The sequence below is a fragment of the Streptomyces sp. NPDC058864 genome, from assembly GCF_042742985.1.
GTDB lineage: Bacteria > Actinomycetota > Actinomycetes > Streptomycetales > Streptomycetaceae > Actinacidiphila.
In genome coordinates, this window is sequence record NZ_JBHYMQ010000013.1 from 112,358 (window position 1) to 133,929 (window position 21,572).

The 21,572-nt window shown below is 72.8% G+C and carries 14 protein-coding genes; 8 read left to right on the top strand and 6 right to left on the bottom strand.

What is annotated here, in order from left to right; translation table 11 throughout:
- The first annotated feature begins 424 nt into the window (after positions 1-424).
- Complete coding sequence (locus ACFW3D_RS13210; protein WP_500504202.1) at positions 425-1,435, top strand: L-dopachrome tautomerase-related protein; 1,011 nt, start codon at positions 425-427, stop codon at positions 1,433-1,435.
- A 163-nt stretch (positions 1,436-1,598) separates the two neighbouring features.
- On the opposite strand, the gene ACFW3D_RS13215 is transcribed toward ACFW3D_RS13210, so the two are convergent.
- Complete coding sequence (locus tag ACFW3D_RS13215; protein WP_500504203.1) at positions 1,599-4,406, bottom strand: helix-turn-helix transcriptional regulator; 2,808 nt, start codon at positions 4,404-4,406, stop codon at positions 1,599-1,601.
- A 219-nt stretch (positions 4,407-4,625) separates the two neighbouring features.
- Between ACFW3D_RS13215 and ACFW3D_RS13220 the strand changes: the two genes are divergently transcribed.
- Both ACFW3D_RS13220 and ACFW3D_RS13225 read left to right on the top strand, forming a co-directional pair.
- The gene (locus ACFW3D_RS13220) at positions 4,626-5,825 is read left to right on the top strand and encodes an epoxide hydrolase family protein (RefSeq protein WP_500504204.1); all 1,200 of its coding nucleotides are present in this window, start codon (positions 4,626-4,628) and stop codon (positions 5,823-5,825) included.
- Between the two features lie 328 nt (positions 5,826-6,153).
- A complete protein-coding gene (locus ACFW3D_RS13225; RefSeq protein ID WP_018563668.1) occupies positions 6,154-6,342 on the top strand; it encodes a hypothetical protein in 189 nt (62 codons plus the stop codon).
- Between the two features lie 8 nt (positions 6,343-6,350).
- Here the strand turns inward: ACFW3D_RS13225 and ACFW3D_RS13230 are convergent, their stop codons facing one another.
- Both ACFW3D_RS13230 and ACFW3D_RS13235 read right to left on the bottom strand, forming a co-directional pair.
- Positions 6,351-6,974 (bottom strand): DsbA family oxidoreductase, encoded by a 624-nt coding sequence (locus ACFW3D_RS13230; RefSeq protein ID WP_500504205.1) that lies wholly within the window; start codon positions 6,972-6,974, stop codon positions 6,351-6,353.
- Positions 6,975-7,091: 117 nt separating this feature from the next.
- Positions 7,092-7,970, bottom strand: a complete 879-nt coding sequence (locus tag ACFW3D_RS13235; protein WP_500504206.1) for an alpha/beta fold hydrolase — start codon at positions 7,968-7,970, stop codon at positions 7,092-7,094.
- A 136-nt stretch (positions 7,971-8,106) separates the two neighbouring features.
- Between ACFW3D_RS13235 and ACFW3D_RS13240 the strand changes: the two genes are divergently transcribed.
- Positions 8,107-10,101: an AfsR/SARP family transcriptional regulator gene (locus ACFW3D_RS13240; protein ID WP_500504207.1), complete on the top strand. Its 1,995-nt coding sequence runs from the start codon at positions 8,107-8,109 to the stop codon at positions 10,099-10,101.
- Positions 10,102-10,211: 110 nt separating this feature from the next.
- On the opposite strand, the gene ACFW3D_RS13245 is transcribed toward ACFW3D_RS13240, so the two are convergent.
- From ACFW3D_RS13245 to ACFW3D_RS13255, 3 genes are all read right to left on the bottom strand, one after another.
- Entirely contained in the window at positions 10,212-10,415 is a 204-nt protein-coding gene (locus tag ACFW3D_RS13245) for a cold-shock protein (RefSeq protein ID WP_326570877.1), read from the bottom strand.
- Positions 10,416-10,657: 242 nt separating this feature from the next.
- On the bottom strand, positions 10,658-14,599 hold the full coding sequence (locus ACFW3D_RS13250; protein ID WP_500504209.1) for a S8 family serine peptidase: 3,942 nt from the start codon (positions 14,597-14,599) through the stop codon (positions 10,658-10,660).
- 191 nt (positions 14,600-14,790) lie between these two features.
- On the bottom strand, positions 14,791-16,929 hold the full coding sequence (locus ACFW3D_RS13255; RefSeq protein ID WP_500504210.1) for an alpha-galactosidase: 2,139 nt from the start codon (positions 16,927-16,929) through the stop codon (positions 14,791-14,793).
- 179 nt (positions 16,930-17,108) lie between these two features.
- Here ACFW3D_RS13255 and ACFW3D_RS13260 point away from each other — a divergent pair, with 179 nt between their 5' ends.
- Genes ACFW3D_RS13260 through ACFW3D_RS13275 form a run of 4 tightly spaced genes read left to right on the top strand, consistent with a single transcriptional unit; the run spans position 17,109 to position 21,518 of the window.
- Complete coding sequence (locus ACFW3D_RS13260) at positions 17,109-18,284, top strand: ROK family transcriptional regulator (RefSeq protein ID WP_500504211.1); 1,176 nt, start codon at positions 17,109-17,111, stop codon at positions 18,282-18,284.
- Positions 18,285-18,292: 8 nt separating this feature from the next.
- On the top strand, positions 18,293-19,606 hold the full coding sequence (locus ACFW3D_RS13265) for an ABC transporter substrate-binding protein (protein ID WP_500504212.1): 1,314 nt from the start codon (positions 18,293-18,295) through the stop codon (positions 19,604-19,606).
- A gap of 20 nt (positions 19,607-19,626) precedes the next feature.
- Positions 19,627-20,595, top strand: coding sequence for a carbohydrate ABC transporter permease (locus tag ACFW3D_RS13270; protein WP_500504213.1), 969 nt, complete (start codon positions 19,627-19,629; stop codon positions 20,593-20,595).
- The gene (locus ACFW3D_RS13275) at positions 20,592-21,518 is read left to right on the top strand and encodes a carbohydrate ABC transporter permease (protein WP_500504214.1); all 927 of its coding nucleotides are present in this window, start codon (positions 20,592-20,594) and stop codon (positions 21,516-21,518) included. Before ACFW3D_RS13270 ends, ACFW3D_RS13275 begins: the two co-directional genes overlap by 4 nt.
- Positions 21,519-21,572 lie beyond the last annotated feature (54 nt).

The following is a 21,572-nucleotide window of genomic DNA, read 5'->3' on the forward strand; positions in this document are numbered from 1 at the left end:
CCCGGATATGACAGGGCGCGGCCGGGCGGCACGATGCGTTTCGCGAATTCCAGAGAGTGCCGGAACGTGCGCCGAACGTGTTTGCTCGCCTTCCGTCCGCCGGCCCGACAATGCTCCAGTTGCGATCCACCCTCATCGCTCATAGGTTCGTGTGAGTTCTTGTGGCCGTAAATGAACGGATGGGTAAATCAGTCGGAAAATTCTCGTTCCCTGGACTCTGGAACAGGAGCAGAACGTGACTGGGAGGAAAACAGCGAGCCGTGGAGCCATCGCACTGCTGGCCGCTCTCTGTATCGGTGGCGGCGCGGCCCAGACCTCACAAGGGAGCTCTCTGGCCGATTCCGGGGAACGCCCCGCCGCACCCACGCAGAAAAGGGAACGCCTGGAGACCGTCGCGGAGTTCGGCGGAGCAATGCCCACGGGAGTGAGCGTCTCACGCACCGGCCGGGTGTTCGTGAACTTCCCCCACTGGGGGGACAAGGTTCCGTACTCGGTCGCCGAGGTGCGCAATGGAAAGGCGGTCCCCTACCCGAACCGCGAGATCAACACCGCCGACACGCGCGACCCCGCGCACCACTTCCTGGGGGTGCAGAGCGTCGTCGTCGACGCGGCGGACCGGCTGTGGGTGGTCGACACCGGGCGCATCCGGTTCGGCGACGCGCCAGTGGGCGGGCCCAAGCTCGTCGCCGTAGACCTGCGCACCGACAAGGTCGTCCGGACCATCCTGCTGCCGCGTCAGGTCGCGGGCCCCCGCAGCTTCGTCAACGACGTGCGACTCGACCTCACGCGCGGCAGGGCGGGCACGGCCTACCTCACAGACGCCTCCCCGGACGGCCCCAACGGCCTGATCATCGTGGATCTGGCATCAGGGGCATCCTGGCGGCGACTCAACAACGAACCTTCCGTACGCCCGGTGCCGGACTTCGTCCCCGTCATCGACGGGAAACGGATGCTCAACCGGCCGGCGCACGGCACCACCAGCCCCATCAACATCGGATCGGACGGTATCGCGCTCAGCCCGGACGGCAAGACCCTCTACTACTGCCCCCTTTCCAGCCGCACCTTGTACTCCGTGCCGACCAGCGGTCTGACCGACCGCCGGGTCCCGGATTCCCAGATCGCCAGGACCGTTCGTAATCTGGGCACGAAGGGGATGTCCGACGGGCTGGAGACGGACAGCACGGGGCGCGTCTACGGAGGCGACATCGAACACAACGCGCTCGTCGTCCGCGACACGGACGGACGATTCCGCACCCTCGTCCACGACAACCCGCTGATCTGGCCCGACACCCTGTCGATCGGCTACGACCGGAACCTGTACGTCATGGCCAACCAGCTCAACCGGCAGGCCGCCTACAACGCCGGCGTCGATCTTCGGCGCAAGCCCTACGTGCTCTACCGGATCCCCGTCGACGGTGGCCCCGCCCGACGGTAGGGCCTCAGGATCTTCCGCACGGGTGGCGCGAACCGGGAGGCACCGGAAGGCGTCCGCGTCACCCTGGGCGCCGGCGAGGGCGACGGGGTCCACGTGCGCGAGCTGCACCCGGCCGACGGCGGACCTGTGCGTACGGTGAACGCGGTCTGACGCGCCCGGTGGTTCACAGCCCCGGCTGCCGGGTCGCCCGCCTTGTGGGCGACAGCGCCGTGCGGAGCTGCCGGCGCCCGGAGACGCCGAGTTTGGTGAAGACGTTGCCCAGGTGCCATTCCACCGTGCGCGGACTGATGAACAACTGGGCGCCGATCTCGCAGTTGGTGTGCCCGTCCCGTGCCAGGGCGGCAATTTGGGCCTCCTGGCCGGTGAGCCGGTTCGCCGTGTCGACCGTCCGCTTGCGTACGGTCTCGCCGGTCGCCAGCAGCTCGCGGTGGGCGCGCCCGGCGAAACCGTCGGCCTTGAGCCTGCTGAACACCTCGTGGGCGGCGCGCAGTTGGGTGCGGGCCTCCTGGCGGCGGTTCCGGCGGCGCAGCCACTCCCCGTACAGCAGGCGGGCGCGGGCCAGATGGACGGCGATGCGGCAGCGGCCGAGGTGTTCGACCGCCTCCCGGTAGAACGCGTCGGCGCGGTCGTCGTCGCTCAGCAGAGCGCGTGCGCAGGCCTCCATGCCCAGCGCCCACTCGGTGCCGCTGGCGCGGGTGCGCTCGGAGAGCCGCTCCAGCGCGGTGGCGGCCGCCTCCGGCCGTCCGCTGCGGGCGGCCGCCTCGACCAGCTCGAACAGCGTCCATCCGAGGAAGCCCAGGTCCTCGTACCGGCACGCGCGCGTCGCCGCCTCCAGCGCGGCGTCGTAGCGGCCGAGTCCGTTGTAGAGCACCGCGGTCGAGTACTCGGCGAGGCCGAGGGCGCGCCCCTCGCCGCGCTCGCCGACCTCCCGGATGTGGTGCTCGATCAGGTCCAGCGCCCGGGACTCCTGCGCACGCCAGGCGGCGAGCAGCAGCGAGGTGTACATCATCGGCACGCTCCCCGTCGCCTCCGAGATCGCGGTCGCCTCGTCGATCAGGGCCTCCGCGGTGTCGAACTCACCGGCGTGCACGTGGAAGCACGCCTGGTAGCTGAGCGCCATCGGGAGGACGGCGAGCGCTCCGCCCGCGCGGGCGATGCCCACCGCGCCGGAGGCCAGTTCGTGCCACGCCTCGTCGTCCCAGAGCTCCAGCGCGAGGGGTTCGGGTGTCACCGGGCAGGCCAGCCAGAGCCAGCGCCGGTCGCCGTCCGCGCGGACGGTGCCGGAGCGCAGGTCCTGGCGGACCCGCCCCAGCGCGTCCCTGAGGGCGTCCACACTCGTGCCGAAGCCGTCCAGGACCAGGGCGGCCACGCTGTCCAGGAGCACGTCGAGGGTCCGCGGCACCGGGGGCCCGGGTGCCGCGCGGGCCTCCTCCGCGACCTCGCGCAGCCCGGGCCCCTCACTGAGTCCGCCGGCGAAGATCGCCGCGCCGACCGCCTCGAGCAGGGTGTCCCGGGCCAGGGCGGCGTCGAGCGGTTCCAGCCGGCGCGCCGCGTCGAGCAGCAGGCGGGGCGCGACGCTCCCGCGCACCTGTGAGAACTCCAGGCGGGCCCTCAGCCGTTCCAGCCGGGCGCGCTGCAGGTCGTCGAGCGGGCCGGCCTCGGCGGTCGCCAGCAGGGTGCGCGCCCGGTCCACCCCGCCCGCGTCGATGGCGGCCTGGGCGGCGGCCAGCGCACGACCGGCGCGGCGCGCGGGATCGGGCGTGAGCTCGGACGCCTGACGCAGGAATGCGGCAGCGGCGGCGGCCCCTCCCCGGCCCTGCGCCCGGCACGCCGAGCGTTCCAGGTCGAAGGCGATGCCCTCGTCGGGCCGCGCGGCGGCGTGGGCGCGGTGCCAGGCCCGGCGATCGGGGTCCAGGCCGGGATCGGTGGCCTCGGCCAGTGCGTGGTGCGCCGCCCGGCGCTCCGGTGCCGGCGCCCGCTGGTAGACGGCCGAGCGCGCCAGGGGGTGCGGGAAGCGCACTTTGGCGCCGAACTCGACCAGCTCCGAGGCCTCGGCCGGTCCCGCGGCGTCCGCCGGTATCCCCTGCAGGGCGGCCGCACGCCACAGCAGCTCCACGTCGCCGGTCGGCTCGGCCGCGGCGGTCAGCAGCAGCTGTCGGCAGTGCCGCGGCAGCGACAGGAACCGCTGGTGGAACGCGCTCTCCACGTGTCCCGCCGCCGGACGCCTGCCGGGGAGCCAGAAGCCGCCCGCCAGCTCGGACGGGGTGAGCGTGCTCGGCAGATGCAGCAGGACCATCGGGTTGCCGTGGGCCTCGGCGACGATCCGGTCGCGCACGAGCGGATCGAGCGGGACGCGGACGGCAGAGGCCAGCAGGGCGCGCGCGTCGGGTTCGCTGAGGCCCGCCACGGCCAGCGCGGGGAGTCCGGCCAGTTCCCCGTCGTCGTCGGGCTCGCGTACGGCGAGGACCATCGCCACCGCTTCGGCCATCAACCGCCTGGCGACGAAGGCCAGCACCTGCCGGGACCCGTCGTCGAGCCACTGCGCGTCGTCGACGAAACACGCCAGCGGGCGTTCCTCCGCGGCGCCCGCCAGCAGGCTCAGCACGGCCAGGCCCACCAGGAACCGGTTGGGCGGCGCGCCCTCCCGCAGCCCGAACGCGACGGACAGGGCGTCCCGCTGCGGTCCGGGCAGTCCGTCGAGCCGGCCCAGCAGCGGAGCGCACAGCTGGTGGAGGCTGGCGAACGGCAGCTCCATTTCCGCCTCGACGCCCGCGATGGCGGCGGTGCGGAAGCCGGTGGCCCGGGCCGCCGCGTGGTCGAGGAGCGCGGTCTTGCCGATTCCCGGCTCGCCCCGCACGACCAGCACCGCACTGCTGCCCGCCCGTGCCGTGGCCAGCACGGTTTCCAGCGCGGCCAGCTCCCGGTCCCGGCCCCGCAGCGCGAGCTGTGCGTCGACGGTGGGCACGCCCATGGGTCGATCTTCCTGATCTCCTGCGTGACGTGCTCATTTTAGTCCTTTCGCGGTTTTCGAGTGGGTTGGTACGGAGTCCGGTCCCGGGGGTCGCCCACGTGCCCGGGGGGCGGCCCCGGGCCGATCCCCGGGGTTTTCCCCGGGGCGATGCCCGCCCCTTTCGGATGACCTTGGGTGAGCCGGCGACGCAGGGTCGCCGCAAACGACGAGGAGACCTTGATGTCCTTCACTCCGCAGACCCCGGAGATCCGTCCGTTCACATTCGAGTTCTCCGATGCGGAACTCGCGGACCTGCGCGCGCGCATCGAGGCGACGCGCTTCCCCGAGAAGGAGACCGTCGGCGACCAGTCGCAGGGCACCCAGCTCGCCACCGTCAAGGAGCTCGCCCGCTACTGGGCCGAGGAGTACGACTGGCGCAAGGTCGAGGCCAGGCTGAAGGCCCTGCCGCACTTCATCACCGAGATCGACGGGCTGGACATCCACTTCATCCACGTCCGCTCCAAGCACGCGGACGCGCTGCCGGTGATCGTGACGCACGGCTGGCCGGGCTCGATCGTCGAGCAGCTGAAGATCGTCGAGCCGCTCACCGACCCGACGGCCCACGGCGGCGACGCCTCCGACGCCTTCCACGTGGTGATCCCCTCGATGCCGGGCTACGGCTTCTCCGGCAAGCCCACCGCCAAGGGCTGGGGCCCGGAGCGCATAGCCGCCGCCTGGGGCGAGCTGATGAAGCGCCTGGGCTACACCAAGTACGTCGCGCAGGGCGGCGACTGGGGTGCGGTCGTCACGGACCTCATGGGCGTGCAGGAGCCCGAGGGCCTGGTCGGCATCCACACCAACATGCCGAAGGTGATCCCGCCCGCGATCGAGGAGGCGATCGTGGCCGGCAACCCGCTGCCGTCCGACGTCGTCCTCGCCAACGACGAGGAGAAGGCCGCCGTCGAGCAGCTCGACTTCGTGTACCGGCACGTCTACTACGCGTACATCATGGGCTCGCGCCCGCAGTCGCTGACGGCCCTGGCGGACTCCCCGGTGGGCCTGGCGGCCTTCCTGCTCGACCACGACAAGGCCAGCCTGGAGCTGATCACCCGCTCCTTCAACGGTGTGAGCGAGGGCCTGTCCCGCGACGACGTCCTGGACAACATCACCCTGTTCTGGCTCACGAACACCGCCGTCTCCGCGGCACGCCTGTACGGGGAGAACACGACCCCGTTCTTCGGCGCGAAGGGCGTCAAGCTGCCCGTGGCCGTCAGCGTCTTCCCCGACGAGCTGTACCAGGCTCCCCGGAGCTGGGCCGAGCAGGCCTACCCGAACCTGGTCCACTACAACCGGCTCCCCAAGGGCGGGCACTTCGCCGCCTGGGAGCAGCCGGAGCTGTTCGTGAACGAGGTCCGCACGGGCTTCCGCCCGATGCGGTAGGGCGTGTCGTCACATGAGCTCCCCCAGCTACCGCTGGGAGGTGCCCCCACCGCCCGAAGGGCGGGCCCAACGGCTCCCCCAGCTTGCGCTGGGAGGTGCCCCCAGTGCGGTGCATCGCAAGGCGGAGAGTCGTCCTCGTAGTGGGCTACTCGGACGATTCGACAACGCAGCGTGGGGGTACCTCCCAGCGGAGCTGGGGGAGTGCCGTGCCGGGCGGCGCGGGGCAGGCGGGCATGTGACGGCACGGCGTAGCCCCCCCGGGGTTGCGGGATCCCACCGTCCGCGGGGACGGTGGGATCCCTGGCCCCATCACGAAGGAGGTTCCGCCATGGACGTCCCGACCCTCGCCGGGCTCCTGCACGAGACCGAGGACCGCCACGGCGCCTACGAGGCGACCGCACCGGAGCACCACTGGTGGGACTGGTACGCCGCCTACCTGTTCGCCCGCGAGCAGGGCCGCACCCCGGACGAGGCCGCCCGTGAGGCCGCGGCCCACATGGAGGCGCTGCTCAAGTAGGCCGTACCTCACGAGCCGAGGGCCGCGGCCCAGTCGCGGAAGGACTGCGGGGGCCGCAGCCCGGCGATCCCGTGTCGTCCGGATACCCAGGTGGGTGCGGCGTGGACGCCGTGCCGCCAGGCGAGCAGCTCCGACGCGGCCAGCCCTTCGGCCATTACCGCGGAGCCCCAGGCGGCGTGCAGCCCGTCCGCGTCGCCCCCGGCCTCCTCCGCGAGGGAGACCAGCAGCTCCCGGGACCCGATGTCGAGGCCATCGGCGAAGTTGGCCGCGAACACCGCGGTGGCGAAGCGGCCGGCGGCTTCCGGGTCGCTCGCGGCGAGCCATTCGTGGGCCGCCAGCGCGGGGCGCGAGCGGGGGACTCGGTCCGTCCGGCGCAGCGGCAGACCCGCAGCCTCCGCCTCGTGTCGTAGGAACGCGTACGCGGGGTCACCGTGCCGGCCGGCCGGGCTGTCGCCGGGCCCCGTCCAGGGGTGGATCCGAAGCGCGTGCCCGATCACGCGGATGCCGTGCTCGTGGAGGATCCGGGTGCGGTCCTGGGCCACGTAGCAGTAGGGGCAGGCGAAGTCGAACCAGTGCTCGGCGGTCGCGGTGTGCCGCGGCGAGCAGGTCCCGGGGGACGGGGTGGCGGTCATCCGATGCTCCTCACGGGTTCGCGGGATGTGTTACCACTGTTACGTTACTTCAAACGGCTGTAACGTAACTCACTCACGAAGTCTTCCCGCCCCCGGGCCGCCGCCGCGTGCGGGAGCTCAGGAGGCGACGAGTGCCCGCAGCGCCGTGGCGACGAGTTCCGGGTCCTCCTCCGCCATGAAGTGGCCGCAGCCGACCGTGGTGTGCCTCAGGTCCGGTGCCCAGGCCTCCCAGAGGGCGCGGGCTTCGTAGCCGAGGGCGGCTCCCCAGTCCCGCTGGAGGACCGCGACCGGCATCCGCAGCCGCCGGCCCGCGGCCCGGTCGGCGCGGTCGTGGTCGACGTCGACCGTCGCCGAGGCGCGGTAGTCGGCCACGATCGAGGGGACGGCCGCGCGGCACGCGTCCAGGTAGGCCGCGCGCACCGCCGGAGGGACGGCGCCCGGGGACCGGTTCCACGCGTCGAGGAAGTGCCCGAAGAAGGCGTCGGGGGCGGCGCCGATCATCTCCTCGGGCAGGCCGGGGGGCTGCGCCATCAGGTACAGGTGGAAGCCGACGGCCGCACCGGCCCCGTGCATCACGTCCCACATGTCCAGGGTCGGCAGCACGTCGAGACAGGCCAGCCGGCTGACCGCCTCGGGGTGGTCGAGCCCGGCGCGGAAGGCGACCAGGGCGCCGCGGTCGTGGCCGGCGAGCGCGAAGCGGTCGTGACCGAGCGCACGGGCCAGCGACACGACGTCCGCAGCCATGGTGCGCTTGGCGTACGTGTCGGGTCCCTCGGGCGCCGGCTTGTCGCTGGCGCCGTAACCACGCAGGTCGGGGCAGATCACGGTGTGGTCGGCGGCCAGGTCGGCGGCGACGTGCCGCCACATGAGATGGGTCTGCGGAAAGCCGTGCAGCAGCACGACGGGGCTGCCCGAGCCGCCGACGGCGACGTTGAGGGCGACGCCGTCGGCGACGGGGATGCGGTGGTAGGCGAATCCGGGGACGACCGGTGTCATGGTGCGCTGCTCTCGTTCGGTGGTGGGGGAGTGGAGTGCCCGCCGGCTGCGGACGCCCCGAGCCTCCCGCCCGCGAATCAGCAACCGGTCAGCGCGTACCGTGGCAGCGGGGAGGACGGCCGGAGAGGTGGGCAGGGTGCGGGTCGCGTTCGGTGTGCTCGGGCCGGTCGTCGCCTGGGACGGCGACGGTCGGACGCTCGCGCTCAAGGGACCGCGGCACCGGGAGGTGCTGGCGCGGCTGGTCGTGGCACGCCGTCGGGTCGTACCGGTGAACCGCCTGGTGGCCGACTTGTGGGACGAGCCGCCGGCCGGTGCCGTCGGGGCCGTGCAGACCTTCGTCGGCGCGCTGCGCCGCGAGCTGGAACCGGACCGGCCGCCCCGGACCCCCGCCCGGCTCCTGGTCACCGCGGGCACCGGGTACGCGCTGCGCGCGGACCCCGACACGGTGGACGCCTGGCGGTTCGAGGCCGCCGTGGACGCCGCCGCGGCACTGCCGCCCGCCCGGGCGCTGACGCGGCTCGGCGAGGCCCTCGACCTGTGGCGCGGCCCCTCGTACGGCGAGTACGCCCACCGGGAATGGGCCCGCGGTGAGCGGGCCCGCCTCGCCGAACTGCGGCTGCGGACGGTGGAGCGGCGTGCCGGGGCCCGGCTGGAACTGGGCCTGGCCGCCGAGGCGGTGCCCGAACTCGACGCGCACCTGACCGAGCACCCGTGGCGGGAGGACGCCTGGCGGCTCCTGGCGCTCGCCCTGTACCGCTCGGGCCGTCAGGGCGACGCCCTCGCCGTACTGCGCCGGGCCCGGGCGCTGCTGGCCCAGGGCCTGGGCCTCGACCCGGGACCGGCGCTGCGCCGCCTGGAGGCGGACGTGCTCGCCCAGGACCCGCGCCTGGACCCGCAGCCCCCGCGGGCGGGCCCGGGCGACACGGCCGCCAGGGTGTGGACGCGGGCGGCCGAGGCGTACGACCGCACGGTCGCCGCCGGGTCCCGCGCCCGGCTGGAGTCGACGGTCGGCCTGCTCCGCAATCTCGCGCTGACCGGAGGCGGAGGCCTGGAGGCGGCCCGGGAACACCGCCTGGCGGCGGTCGTCGCGGCGGAGGAATCCGGTGACCCGGAGCTCACCGCCCGGGTGATCGGCGCGTACGACGTGCCCGCGATCTGGACCCGCAGCGACGACCCGGAACAGGCCCGGCGCATCGTCGCCGCCGCCGAGCGCACCCTGGCCGCCCTGCCGGCCGACGCCGCGCACGAGACGGCCCGCTGCCGGCTGCTGGCCACGGTCGCGGTGGAGTCGCGCGGCATCCGCTCCCGGCGCGGACCGCTGGCGGCGCGGCAGGCCGAGGAGGCGGCCCGCCGGCTCGACGACCCGGCGCTCCTCGCCTTCGCCCTCAACGGGGTGTTCATGCAGACGTGCACCCGGGCGGGCCTGGCGCCGCGGCGGGACGCGGTCGGCGCCGAACTGGTCGCACTGGCCCGGCGGCACGGCCTGACGACGTACGAGGTGCTCGGGCACCTGATCCGCGTCCAGGCCCGCAGCGCGCTCGCCGACTTCGCCGGGGCCGATGTGCACGCCGCCGAGGTCGACGTCCTCGCCGAACGCCACGAACTGCCCCTGGCGGGCGTGTTCACGCAGTGGTACCGCGCGCTGCGCACGGCCGCCTCCGCGGGCGGCCCGCGGGCCGGGGCCGCCTACCGGGCGGCCGCGGCACGGCTGGAGGGCGCGGGCATGCCGGGCGTCGAACGGGGACTGCTGCCGCTCGCGCTGCTCTGTCTCGACCTGGCCGACGGGACCGCCCCGGCCGCGCACATCGCCGAACGCGTGGACCCGGCCGCCGACTGGGGACCGTACCGGCCGTGGGCGGACGCCTTCGTGCTGCTCCGTGCCGGACGGCGCGCCGAGGCCCTGACGGCCCTGCGGGCGCTGCCGGAGCCGCCGCCCGACCTGCTGTACGAGGCGCTGTGCTGCCTGCAGTCCGTGCTCGCCGTCGAACTCGGCGACCGCGACACGCTGGAAACGGTGCATGCCCGTCTGCTTCCCGCCTCCGGCCAACTCGCCGGGGCCGGCAGCGGCCTGCTCACCGCGGGCCCGGTGGACCGCCGCCTGGCCGCCGTCACCGCGGCCCTCGCCCGGTAGACCCGGCGCGCACGGCACCCGTGGCGCGCACGGCACCCGTGGCGCCCGCGGTGCCCCAAAGAGGAAGGGCCGGCACCCCGTGAGGTGCCGGCCCGTACATCCCCGATGGGTCAGATGGGGAGGATGTTCTCCGCCTGCGGGCCCTTCTGGCCCTGCGTGACGTCGAAGCTCACCTTCTGGCCCTCCTGGAGCTCACGGAAGCCCTGGGTGGCGATGTTGGAGTAGTGGGCGAAGACGTCGGCGCCGCCGCCGTCCTGCTCGATGAAGCCGAAGCCCTTTTCCGAGTTGAACCACTTCACGGTGCCGGTCGCCATGGGAATCTCCTTTGGGAGCAGTACATGAAGTCCGCACTTTGCGGACTCCCGTCGCCGCAATGACCCCTCCGGAAAGACCGGAAAAACAAAAAATGCACCTGACGGTTACATCCCGGCAGGTGCACAAGAAGTTCATGGGTACCAAAACTGCAACGCGACGAACCTAGCACATGCGTCGCCGGCCGGCCGGGAGGCCGGACCCGCCACGTATTGGCGGCGGACCCGGCCCCTCGGTCCTGCGGTCAGTAGGTGAAGCGCTGGAGCCCGTTGGCCCAGGGGTTCACCAGGAAGACCGTGCGTGTGGCGGGGTCGACGAACAGGCCGCGCCGGCTGGTGAAGTCGAAGTTGCTGGTGCTGAGCGTGGAGTTGACGAGGTTGGCGACGGGGTGCCGGGAGAGCACCTTGCCCGTGTCGGGGTCGAGGACGGTGATCTCGCTGAGGGCGTTGTTGTCGCCGGTGGTGGCCTCCTCGTACAGGTGGGCGACGAGGGCGACGTGGTGCCGGGTGTCGAGCACCGGCCACATGACGCCCCGGGTGCCCAGGTCGGCCGGGGCGCCGGTGGCCAGGGTCTTCTGGTCGGCCGAACGCCAGGTGCCGGTGGGGAACTCGCCGGTGGTGTAGCTGGGGGTGGCGGGTCCCGCCGCGACGTAGACCTTGTCGCCCTTGCCGTCGGGCAGGAGCCCCGCGGTGCAGGCAGGCATGGTCGTCAGCGGCGACACCTTGCGGCTGCCGGCGTCGACCGACACGGCCCAGTAGGGGACGCGCCCGGACAGGCAGGGGCCCATGGTGCCGGTGGTGGCGACGAAGAAGGTGCCGGTCGAGGTGTCGACGGAGACGTTGCCGAAGGCACGCCCCGGGTTGTCCGCGTTGAGCGGGATCGGCGCGGACACCTCGCCGGTGGCCATGTCGACGGTCCACAGCGAGGCCACTCCGGTGACCCCGTCGAAGGTCGTCACGGCCGCCCGGTGCCGGGCCGGGTCGACGGCTCCGCCCTGGTAGTACACCGATGTGGAGCCGGTGCCCGGGTCGAGCGTGCTGAGCTTCACGCGCTCACCGGTCGCGGTGTCGCGCAGGTCGACCTCGGGGAGGACGCCGCCGTCGAACGGCCGGTGGCCGATGAGGGTGTGCCCCGTGCCGGGGTCGGCCCCCAGCACCTCCTGCATCATCGAGGTGCCTCTCTCGTGGGACACCGTGGTGCCGAGCGTGCCCTCGGAGAGCGAGTACGCGGTGGTGGCCGAGCCCTCCAGGTGGATCCAGCCGTCCTCGCCCTCGGCGAACTCGTCGGTGGCGAGCAGCGCCTTGCCGTCGCTGACCTCGATGTTCTCGAGGGTGCCGGAGACCGTGTCGCCGTCGAGGTACTGCACGAACGACGTGGGCGAGGCCTGTCCGACGGGCTTGCCGGCCCGGGTGGGCAGGATCCGGACCGGGTACTGCAGTCCGGTCGGCAGACCGAGCGCCTTCAGGTCGAGCACGGTCCGGCCCTTCACCGACGGCAGGGGCCGGAAGAGGGTGGAGGCGTGGTCGACGCCGTTGTCGTCACGGCCGCTGCCGTTCTGGTTGGTGGCGGTGTTGAGCGCCCCGTACAGGGTGGGGGCCGGGGTGAGGAACTCGATGGCCGCGCCGTCGGCGTGGCGTACCGAGGAGGCGTCCCAGGAGACCGTCAGCTTCGGTGCCGGCCGGCTCAGTTCGACGGCGTGCGCCGTGGCGGACTTCCCGAGCCCCAGCAGGGGTGCCTGCGGCCGCTGGTCGGCGCCGGGTCCGACCCGCAGGGCGCGGAAGTCCCCGAAGAGCTCGCCGTCGTAGAGCGTGACGCCGATGCCGTAGAGACCGGCGCCGCCCGGCTCGAAGGCGGAGGCGGGGATGGTCACCGTGCCCTTGGTCCCGGTGAGCGGGGTGCGCCACTGGGCGCGCCACTTGTCGCTGGTGGTGAAGGGCGTCCAGTGACCGACCGAGGAGAGCACCAGCTCGGGGGAGGTGGTGTCCCGCAGGCCGGTGAGGTCGTAGTGCACGGTGACCGGCTTGCCCAGGGGCGAGGAGCCGGGCGCGGACGGGGCCTTGGGCTGCACGTACGTGCCGTCGGCCGCGCCGAAGGTGAGCCGCTTCCCGGCCGAGGCGACCACCTTGCCGCCGGAGAGCGCCTCGAACGTCACCTGCACGCTGCGCGGTCCGCCGGAGGCCGGCGGCAGCCCGGCGGCGCCCAGCAGTTCACCGGGCAGGACGCGCAGGCTGGGGCCGGCGGAGGGGATCGTGCCGTGGTCGCCGACGCGCAGCCGGTACGTCAGCTTCCGGTGCCCGCCGGTGAGGTCGAGACCGAAGGTGATGGGTGAGACCGCGTTCTGCCCGGACGGGTTGCCCCAGGCGTCCGCGGGGCCCGCCAGGTCGATGGCGGAGGGATCGGTGGCCTCGACGAAGGAGGTGGTCGGGGACACCGACAGCAACTGCCGCTCGGCGACGGACAGCCGCACCGCGGCCGGGGTGAGGTCGTGGCGCTTGGCGAGCACCTTCTCCACCGCCGCGGTCACGTCCAGCTGGGTGCCCATCCGCAGTTCCCGGTCGGCCTGCGGGGGCTGGGCGATCGGGCGGCCGGTGTCGACCAGCAGCTTCCTGACCTCGCGCGGGCTGAGCCTCTGTCCGGTCGCCTCGGCGGCCGCCAGCACGTTGGCCGCCGCGGCGGCGATCATCGGGGCGGAGGCCGAGGTCCCGCCGTTGAGCACCACGCCCGGTCCGTCCGGGGTGTGGATCAGCGAGGGCAGGTTGTCGCCGGGCGCCGCCAGGTCGATCCTGCTGCCGAACCCGGAGGAGTAGCCGGCGGACCCGTTGTAGCGGGTCGTCGGGTAGACGGCGGTGCGTACGTCGTCCGAGCTCAGGGTGTCGTCGACGGTGGTGCCGCCGGCGGCGATCACCCCGGTGTCACGGACCAGGGTGGGGGTGGTGGTGGGCGCGACGTCGTCGATGGACGTCTGCGCGCCGCTGCTCGACGTCACGTCGGTCGGGGTGCTGCCGCCGTCGGGGCCGACGGAGACCGGAAGCCCCAGGCGGGTGCCGTCGTTGGACGACACGACCACGACGATCCCCGAGTCCACGATGGAGCGCAGGGTGTCCCTGATCTCCGGGTCGTCCTCCAGCCACCGCGAGGGGAAGCCGATCGAGCCGTCCGTGCCGAAGCCGAGGCTCGCGGTGATGACGTCCGGCCGGGGCTTCTGGGCGGCCGCCGCCCGCAGTGCGGCGGCGATGCCCACGGCGGAGGGCTCCTCGGGGATCACGAGCCGGTACTGCGCGCCGGGCGCGATGCCCAGCAGGTCGGTGGCGCCGCTCCCGGTGGCCTCCGGGCGCTGCCGGTCGTGCGGCAGCGGGGCCATCATGGAGAAGTCGAGCAGCACTTCGGCGAGGTTGGGGTCCTGGCCCTCGATGGCGCCGGCCGGGTCGAGGCGGCCCTTGTTGTCGCTGGTGTAGGTCGGAATCAGCGGCAGGGAGGGGAAGTCCAGGTAGCGCTTGCCGTCACGGAGCACCGTGGTGGGGCCGTTGAGGCGCACGTACTCGTCGCCCGCGTCGGCCATGGCCTGGTCGGTGAGGTCGCCCAGCGACACGTTGGTGACGATCTGGCCCTCGCCGGGCAACGCGCGCAGGTACGTGGCCGTGTCCTGGAAGGCGCCGACCGCGTTGACGCCGCCCGCGTTGAGGTACGACTGGAAGGACGTGGTCAGGCCCTCGTTGGCGGGCAGGTCCTTTGTGGCCCCGGAGGGAGCGGCGGTGCGGGCCGAACTCCGGTCGCCGAGGGCGCCGACGGCCGCGAGGACCTCCTTCGGGAGCTGCACGGCACCGGAGTTCATCGTGCGGGGGGCGACCGCGGAGCCGGGGCCGGTGGACGCGCCCACGCTGTACGGCGTCAGCGCGGCGGCGTCGGCCCGGCGCCGGAGGATCTCGGCCGAGGGGGTCAGCGGGTCGCCGAACGCGCTGCGGCCCTTGCCGGCCGCCACGGGGAACGCCCGGGTGGTGCCGTCCTTGCGGGTCAGGGAGCCCGACCCGTCGTCGGACCAGCGCAGGACCGAGCCGTCGGCGAGAGTGAGGGAGTGGGCCGCGGGGGCCGCGTGCGCCGCGGACCGGGACGCCGGGGCGTCCGGGTCCGCGGCGTGCGCGACGGAAGGCGCGGCGATCGTGGACAACAGGGCGGCGAGCGCCGTCAAGCGTGCTCGTCTGAAGCGGTGGGACATGCAACGCCCTTCGATGATCGGGTGAGGAACGCGCAGAGGGCCGGCGGGTCTTCGGGACGCGGGACGGAGCTCACCTTGACGGTGTCACGTCACACCGGACAAGCTCCGAGAGCTGCGGGTTTGTGCAGTTGCCCACATGCGCGGGGCGCGGCCCGGCCGGGCGGTCACGCGCCGTCCCGCTCCGCGACGCGGACCAGGTGCACCGCCGAGCTGGCCCAGTCCCCGGGCGGCAGGTCGGGCGTGAGCCCGTACCCGGCGAGCACGGCCGCGTGGTGCACGGTCCCCGTGCGCGTGTCGCGGTAGCGGGCACCCGGGGTGAGGCCGCCCAGCCGAACCGGTCCCCGCGGGCCGCCGTGCCGCCGGACGCCCTGCCAGACGAGCACCAGGGCCTCGCTCCCGTCCTGCGCGGCGTACTGCACCACGGTGGGGCCCTCGTCCCCGGGGCCGCGCAGCCGGTGCAGCGCACCGTGCTGGACGAGGTGGCGGACCCGCTTGTACTCGGCCACCAGCTCGGCGCCTTCGGTCAGTTCCTCCTCGGACCAGCGGGTGAGGTCACCGCCGATGCCGAGCAGCCCGGCCGTCGCGACGTGGAAGCGGAAGCGCAGCGGCACGGTGCGGTGGGTCAGCTGGTTCGGTACGTCGGTCACCCAGGCGGCCATGGTGCGCGCGGGGTAGATCTGGCCGTAGCCGTGCTGGATCGCCACGCGGTCGGCGGCGTCGGTGTTGTCCGAGGGCCACGCCTGGTCGGTGCGGGAGAGGATGCCGAGGTCGACGCGACCCCCGCCGCCGCTGCAGGACTCGATCCGCAGCCGCGGGTGGTCGGCGCGGAGCCGGTCGATCACCCCGTAGAGGTTGTCCACGTACCGGGTCCACAGCCGGTCCGCGCCGTCCTCGCGGCCGGGCCAGCCGGCCTCGCTGAAGGCGCGGTTCATGTCCCACTTGAGGAAGTCGACGCCGTTCTCCGCGACGAGCCGGGTCAGCCAGCCGTACGCCCAGTCGGCGACGTCCTGCCGTGCGAAGTTGAGGACGAGCTGGTTGCGCAGTTCGGTCCTGGTGCGGTCCGGGACGTGCAGTACCCAGTCCGGGTGCGCGCGGTAGAGGTCGCTGTCGGGGTTGACCATCTCCGGCTCCACCCACAGGCCGAAGCGCATCCCGAGCCGGTGCACCTCGTCGGAGAGCGGGGCGAGCCCGGAGGGGAAGCGGTCGGCGGCCGGGGTCCAGTCGCCCAGCCCCGCACGGTCGTCGCGCCGGGCCCCGAACCATCCGTCGTCGACGACGTACAGCTCCACGCCGAGCGCGGCGGCCCGCGCGGCGAGCGCCATCTGACCGGGTTCGTCGACGTCGAAGCCGGTGGCCTCCCAGGAGTTGTAGAGCACCGGCGCGATCTCCCGCGGGTGCGGCAGGACGTGGGCCAGGGTGTGGGCGTGCCAGGCGCGGCTGGCGGCGCCGAACCCCCCGTCGGTGCACACCGCGGAGAAGGCCGGCGTGGTGAACTCCTCGCCGGGGGCGAGCGGCACGCTCGTGCCGTCGTGCCCGGAGCCCCCGGTGAAACCGGCCCGGCCGTCCGGGGTCCGCTGCGCGGTGATCCGCCAACTGCCGCTCCAGGCCAGGGCGGCGCTCCACACCCGGCCGTGGGTCTCGGTGGCGTCACCCGCGTCGAGCATCACCCAGGGGTTGGCGTGGTGGCTGGTGATGCCGCGGCGGCTGGTCAGCACGGTCTCGCCGTACGGCAGGCGGTCCCGGCGCAGTCGGGTCTCCGCGGACCACTGGCCGGTGACGTGGCTGAGCCGGTAGTCGGGCAGCGGCGGCAGGCTCCACGCGGCGGAGTCGGCGCGGAGCACGGTGAGCGGGCGGTCGCCCGCGTTGCGCAGGACGGTGCGCCGTTCGATGACGTCGCTGTCGTCGTGCACGCGGTACCGCAGGGTGACTTCCAGCGGGTGGAGGCGGTCGCGGAACCGCAGCGACAACTCGGCCGCACCGGGCATGGGTTCGCATACGTCGTGTCCCACCGGCTGCCACTCGAAGGCCCGGGTCCCGTCGGCGAAGCGTACCTGGAGCGACGGCGGCCCGAAGCGGGCCCCGCCGTCGACGGGGAGTTCCTCGCCCACCGGGGACCGGCCCTCGAAGCTGCTCGCGTCCGGCCCCGGGGGGACGGCGAGTTCCGCCGCCTCCTCGAGGGTCAGCCGCGGGCCCCAGGCGACGTGGCAGGGGGCACCGGTGGCGTCGATGCGCAGCGCGTACGACGTGCGCGGGGTGCTCAGCAGCCAGATCCCGGTGTCCGGGGCATGGGAGATCACGGGCATGGGTCCTCACGTTCGGGTGGTGCCAGGGGACAGGTGGCAGCCAATCCTTACCTTGGATCAGATGTCAACACCCACCCTGATCCGCACTTTTGAAGCTGACGATGCCTCACGGGGGTAACTTCCGAGGAACCTTGCTTCTTTTATTGACAGCAGAAAAGAACCCACCTAGGTTCCCGGCCATGCGCTCGATCCTGCCGGGGGAGGCGTTCCCGGCCCACACGCCGGCCGCCTCCCAGATCTTCACCACCGTCCTGTGCCACGGTCCGCTCACCCGCACCGAGGTCGCCAAGCGTGCCGGGCTGTCCGCGGCCGCGGTCACCAAGGCGGTCCGGCCGCTGATCGAGGCCGGCTACCTCGTCGAGGACGTGGACGAGGAGGCCCGCCCCTCCCTGGGGCGGCCGGCCAACCCCGTGCGGGTGGACGGCGGCCGGGCGCTGTTCATCGGCCTCAAGATCACCGGGGACGAGATCATCGGCGTGCTCACCGACCTGTGCTGCCGGATCCGCACCTCCCGCCACGTGCCGCTGGCGGCCCCGGGCCCCAGGGCCGTCCTGGAGTCGGCGGCCGCGCTGGTGCACGAACTGCTGGCGGAGGCCAACGACTTCGGCGTGCCCGTCAGCGGGCTGGGCATCGCGGTCTCCGGTGACGTGGACCGGGCCGGCGGCGTGGTGCGCTACTCGCCGTTCCTCGACTGGCGCGACATCCCGCTGGCGGAACTGGCGGGGATGACCACGGGCCTGCCCGTCACCGTCGACAACGACGTCAGGGCGCTCACCGTCGCCGAGCAGTGGTTCGGCGCCGGGGTGGGCCTGTCCGACTTCGCCGTGGTGACGGTCGGCGCCGGCATCGGCTGCGGTCTCGTCGTGCACGGACGGGTGGTCTCGGGCGCGTACGGGGTGGCCGGTGAGATCGGGCACCTGTCCATCGACCCGGCGGGACCGCTGTGCCACTGCGGCAACCGCGGCTGCGTGGAGGCGATCGCGGCGGACCCCGCCATCGTCCGCGCCGTCCGCGAGGTGACGGGCACCCCCGTGGCCGACGCCGCCGAGGCACTGCGGCTGGCCCACGGGGGCGACCCGGGGGCCAGGGAGGTGTACGCGCGGGCCGGTGAGGCGATCGGCCGGGCCATCGGCTCGGTGGCCAACCTCTTCGGCCCGGAGCGCGTGATCATCTCGGGCGAGGGCCTGGTGGCCCACGACCTGTTCGCCGACCAGATCCTCGAGGCGTTCGCCGCCTCCGCCTTCGGCACCGCCGGGCAGTGCGACCTGCGGACGCGGCCGCTGCCCTTCGAGGAGTGGGCGCGCGGGGCCGCGGCCACCGCGATCCAGTCCTTCATCAGATCAGACACGTACTAGGAGTAGCGATGACGCTGCAGAGCCGCACCGTCCTGACCGCGCCTCAGCCCAGCCGCCGCACCGTGGTCGGCGGGCTGTTCGGGCTCGGTGCCGCGGCGCTTGCCGCCCCCCTCCTCACCGCCTGCGGCGGGGGAGCGGCGGCCGACCCCAAGACGGTGACCTTCGGGTCCAACGGGGCCGACGCCACGCCCAAGTCCGCCTACGCGGCGGTGACCAAGGCCTTCACCAAGGAGAGCGGCCTGACGGTCAAGACCAACACCGTCGACCACGACAGCTTCCAGAAGGGCATCTCCAGCTACCTGCAGGGCACTCCGGACGACGTCTTCACCTGGTTCGCCGGCTACCGCATGCAGTACTTCGCCAAGAAGGGCCTCGCCACCCCCCTCGACGACGTGTGGGAGAAGATAGGCGGCGGCTTCAGCGAGGCCACCAAGCAGCTCTCCCGCGGCGAGGACGGCAAGTTCTACTTCGTCCCGCTGTACAACTACCCGTGGGGCGTCTTCTACCGGAAGAGCCTGTTCAAGGAGCGCGGCTACACCGTCCCGCGCACGTGGTCCGAGTTCACCGCGCTCGCCAAGCGGATGAAGAAGGACGGCCTCTCCCCGATCGCCTCCGGCTACGGCGGCGGCGACGCCTGGAGCATCCTCGGCGCCTTCGACTACCTCAACCTGCGGGCCAACGGCTACGACTTCCACATGTCCCTGATGCGGGGCGAGGTCTCCTGGACCGACAAGCGCGCCGCCGCCACCCTCGACCTGTGGCGCGAGATCAGCCCCTACTACCAGCAGGGCGCCGGCGGACGCTCGTGGCAGGACGCGGCCCAGTCGCTGCTGGACAAGAAGTCCGGCATGGCGGTCATCGGCCTCTTCCTCGGCCAGCAGGTCTCCGACGAGGCGCTCCGCGCCGACATCGACTTCTTCCCCTTCCCCGAGATCGACCCGGCCAACGGGCAGGACGCCGTCGAGGCGCCCACGGACGGCTTCATGCTCAGCCGCCGTCCCAAGAACGAGAAGGGCGCCAAGAAGCTGCTGGAGTTCCTCGGCAGCGCCAAGGCCGAGGGCCTCTACATGGGTGTCGACCCCAGCAACGTGGCCGTCCACGCGCAGGCCGACACGGGTTCCTACAACCCGCTGCAGAAGAAGTCCGCCGAACTCATCGCCTCCGCCAAGCACATCACGCAGTTCGCCGACCGCGACAGCGACCCCGGCTTCATCTCCACGGTCGTCCTGCCCGGACTCACCCAGTGGCTCGGCCACCCGGACGACGGCGCCGCCCTGCTCAAGCGCATCGAGTCGCAGCGCTCGCGCTTCTTCACCTCCTGACCGGACCGGGAAGGTTCACCGTGCCCTCCGCGTCCCCCACCGCACCCCCCGTCGCCGCTCCCGGGGCCGCCGCCACCGCGGCGCCCCGGCGCCGCCCCCGCCGGCTCGGCCCCGGCGACCGGCTCTTCCTCGCGGTCGTCGTCGGCGTACCGCTGCTCGCCCTCCTGGTCTTCGTCTGGCTGCCGGCCCTGGCCTCCATGGGCCTGTCGTTCACCAGCTGGGACGGCATCTACCTGTCCGACATCCACTGGGTCGGGCTCGACAACTACCACCAGATCCTCACCAACTACCCGCCGTTCTGGCCGGCGGTGCGGCACAACGTCATCTGGCTGCTCTTCACCGCACTGCTGCCCACCCCGTTCGGGATCTTCCTCGCCTACCAGCTCGACCGGAAGCTCCGCTTCACCCGGGTCTACCAGACGGCGATCTTCCTGCCGATGGTGCTCTCCCTCGCCGTCGTCGGCCTCATCTGGGAGATCATCTACAACCCCGACACGGGCCTGCTGGACGGCATCCTGGGCGCGGCGGCCCCCGGCCACCACATCGACTGGCTGGGCGACCCCGACCTCAACCTGTGGGCCGTCCTGGTCGCCTCGGCCTGGCGGCACACCGGCTACATCATGATCCTCTACCTGGCCGGGCTGAAGGGCTTCGACCCGGCCCTGAAGGAGGCCGCCGCCCTCGACGGCGCCAACGGCCGCCAGACCTTCCTGAAGGTGGTCTTCCCCGCCCTCAAGCCGGTCAACGTCATCATCCTGGTCGTCACCGTCATGGAGTCCCTGCGGGCCTTCGACGTCGTCTACGTGCTCGGCGGCGGTGTCGGCAGCAAGCCCGGCATGGAACTGCTGTCGCTGCTGATCACCGACAACATCATCGGCGAGTCCAGCCACATCGGTTACGGCTCCGCCCTCGCGGTCGTCCTGCTCCTGGTCTCCCTCGCCGCCATCGGGACCTTCCTCGTCCAGAACTTCCGGAAGGAGGACCGGTGACCACGACCGCCACTCCGGCCGTCACCCCGGCCCGCCCCCGCGACGAACCGCCGCACGGCGGCGCCGTGTCCAAGCCCCCGCGGCAGACCGGCCGGCACCTGATGCTCGCGACGATCGCGCTGCTGTGGCTGCTGCCGCTGCTGTGGGCCGTCTACACCTCGCTGCGCCCCTACGCGGACACCAGCAAGCACGGCTACCTGTCCTGGCCCCGCGGGGTCAGCCTGCAGAACTACACCGACGCCTGGAACCAGTCCGGCATGCCGCACTTCTTCTGGAACTCGGTCCTCATCACCGTCCCGTCCGTGCTGGGCACCCTGCTGTTCTCCGCGGCGGTCGCCTTCTTCGTCTCCCGCTTCGACTTCCGCTGGAACATCGCGCTGCTGATGCTGTTCACCGCGGGCAACCTGCTGCCCGCGCAGGTGCTCATCACCCCGCTCTACCGGCTCTACCTGCTGGTCCCGCTGCCGGCGTGGATGAGCGACTCGCTGCTCCTGTACAACTCGACCTGGGGCATCATCGCCATCCACATCGCCTACCAGTGCGGCTTCTGCACCTTCGTGCTGAGCAACTACATGAAGACGATCCCCGGGGAGATCTCCGAGGCCGCCCTCGTCGACGGCGCCCAGGTGTGGCGGCAGTTCTTCCAGATCATCCTGCCGCTGTGCCGGCCCGCCTTCGCCGCGCTGGCCACCCTGGAGTCGATCTGGATCTACAACGACTTCTTCTGGCCGCTCGCCCTCATCGAGACCGGGGACAAGCGCCCCATCACCTCCGCCCTGGCCAACCTGCAGGGCCAGTACTTCACCAACCCGAACCTCATCGCCGCCGGTGCACTGATGACCGCCGTCCCCACCCTGCTGGTGTACTTCGCGCTCCAGCGGCAGTTCATCAGCGGCCTGACCATCGGCTCGGGCAAGGGCTGACACCCCGGGCCCGGAACACCCCGCACCGCACCCGCCGTACCCCCCACCATCAGG

Coding starts and splice junctions, on each gene's coding strand:
- ACFW3D_RS13255 (WP_500504210.1), bottom strand. CDS start 16,929: ATGCCCGTGATCTCCCATGCCCCGGACACCGGGATCTGGCTGCTGAGC.
- ACFW3D_RS13260 (WP_500504211.1), top strand. CDS start 17,109: ATGCGCTCGATCCTGCCGGGGGAGGCGTTCCCGGCCCACACGCCGGCC.
- ACFW3D_RS13230 (WP_500504205.1), bottom strand. CDS start 6,974: ATGACCGCCACCCCGTCCCCCGGGACCTGCTCGCCGCGGCACACCGCG.
- ACFW3D_RS13215 (WP_500504203.1), bottom strand. CDS start 4,406: ATGGGCGTGCCCACCGTCGACGCACAGCTCGCGCTGCGGGGCCGGGAC.
- ACFW3D_RS13225 (WP_018563668.1), top strand. CDS start 6,154: ATGGACGTCCCGACCCTCGCCGGGCTCCTGCACGAGACCGAGGACCGC.
- ACFW3D_RS13245 (WP_326570877.1), bottom strand. CDS start 10,415: ATGGCGACCGGCACCGTGAAGTGGTTCAACTCGGAAAAGGGCTTCGGC.
- ACFW3D_RS13220 (WP_500504204.1), top strand. CDS start 4,626: ATGTCCTTCACTCCGCAGACCCCGGAGATCCGTCCGTTCACATTCGAG.
- ACFW3D_RS13235 (WP_500504206.1), bottom strand. CDS start 7,970: ATGACACCGGTCGTCCCCGGATTCGCCTACCACCGCATCCCCGTCGCC.
- ACFW3D_RS13265 (WP_500504212.1), top strand. CDS start 18,293: ATGACGCTGCAGAGCCGCACCGTCCTGACCGCGCCTCAGCCCAGCCGC.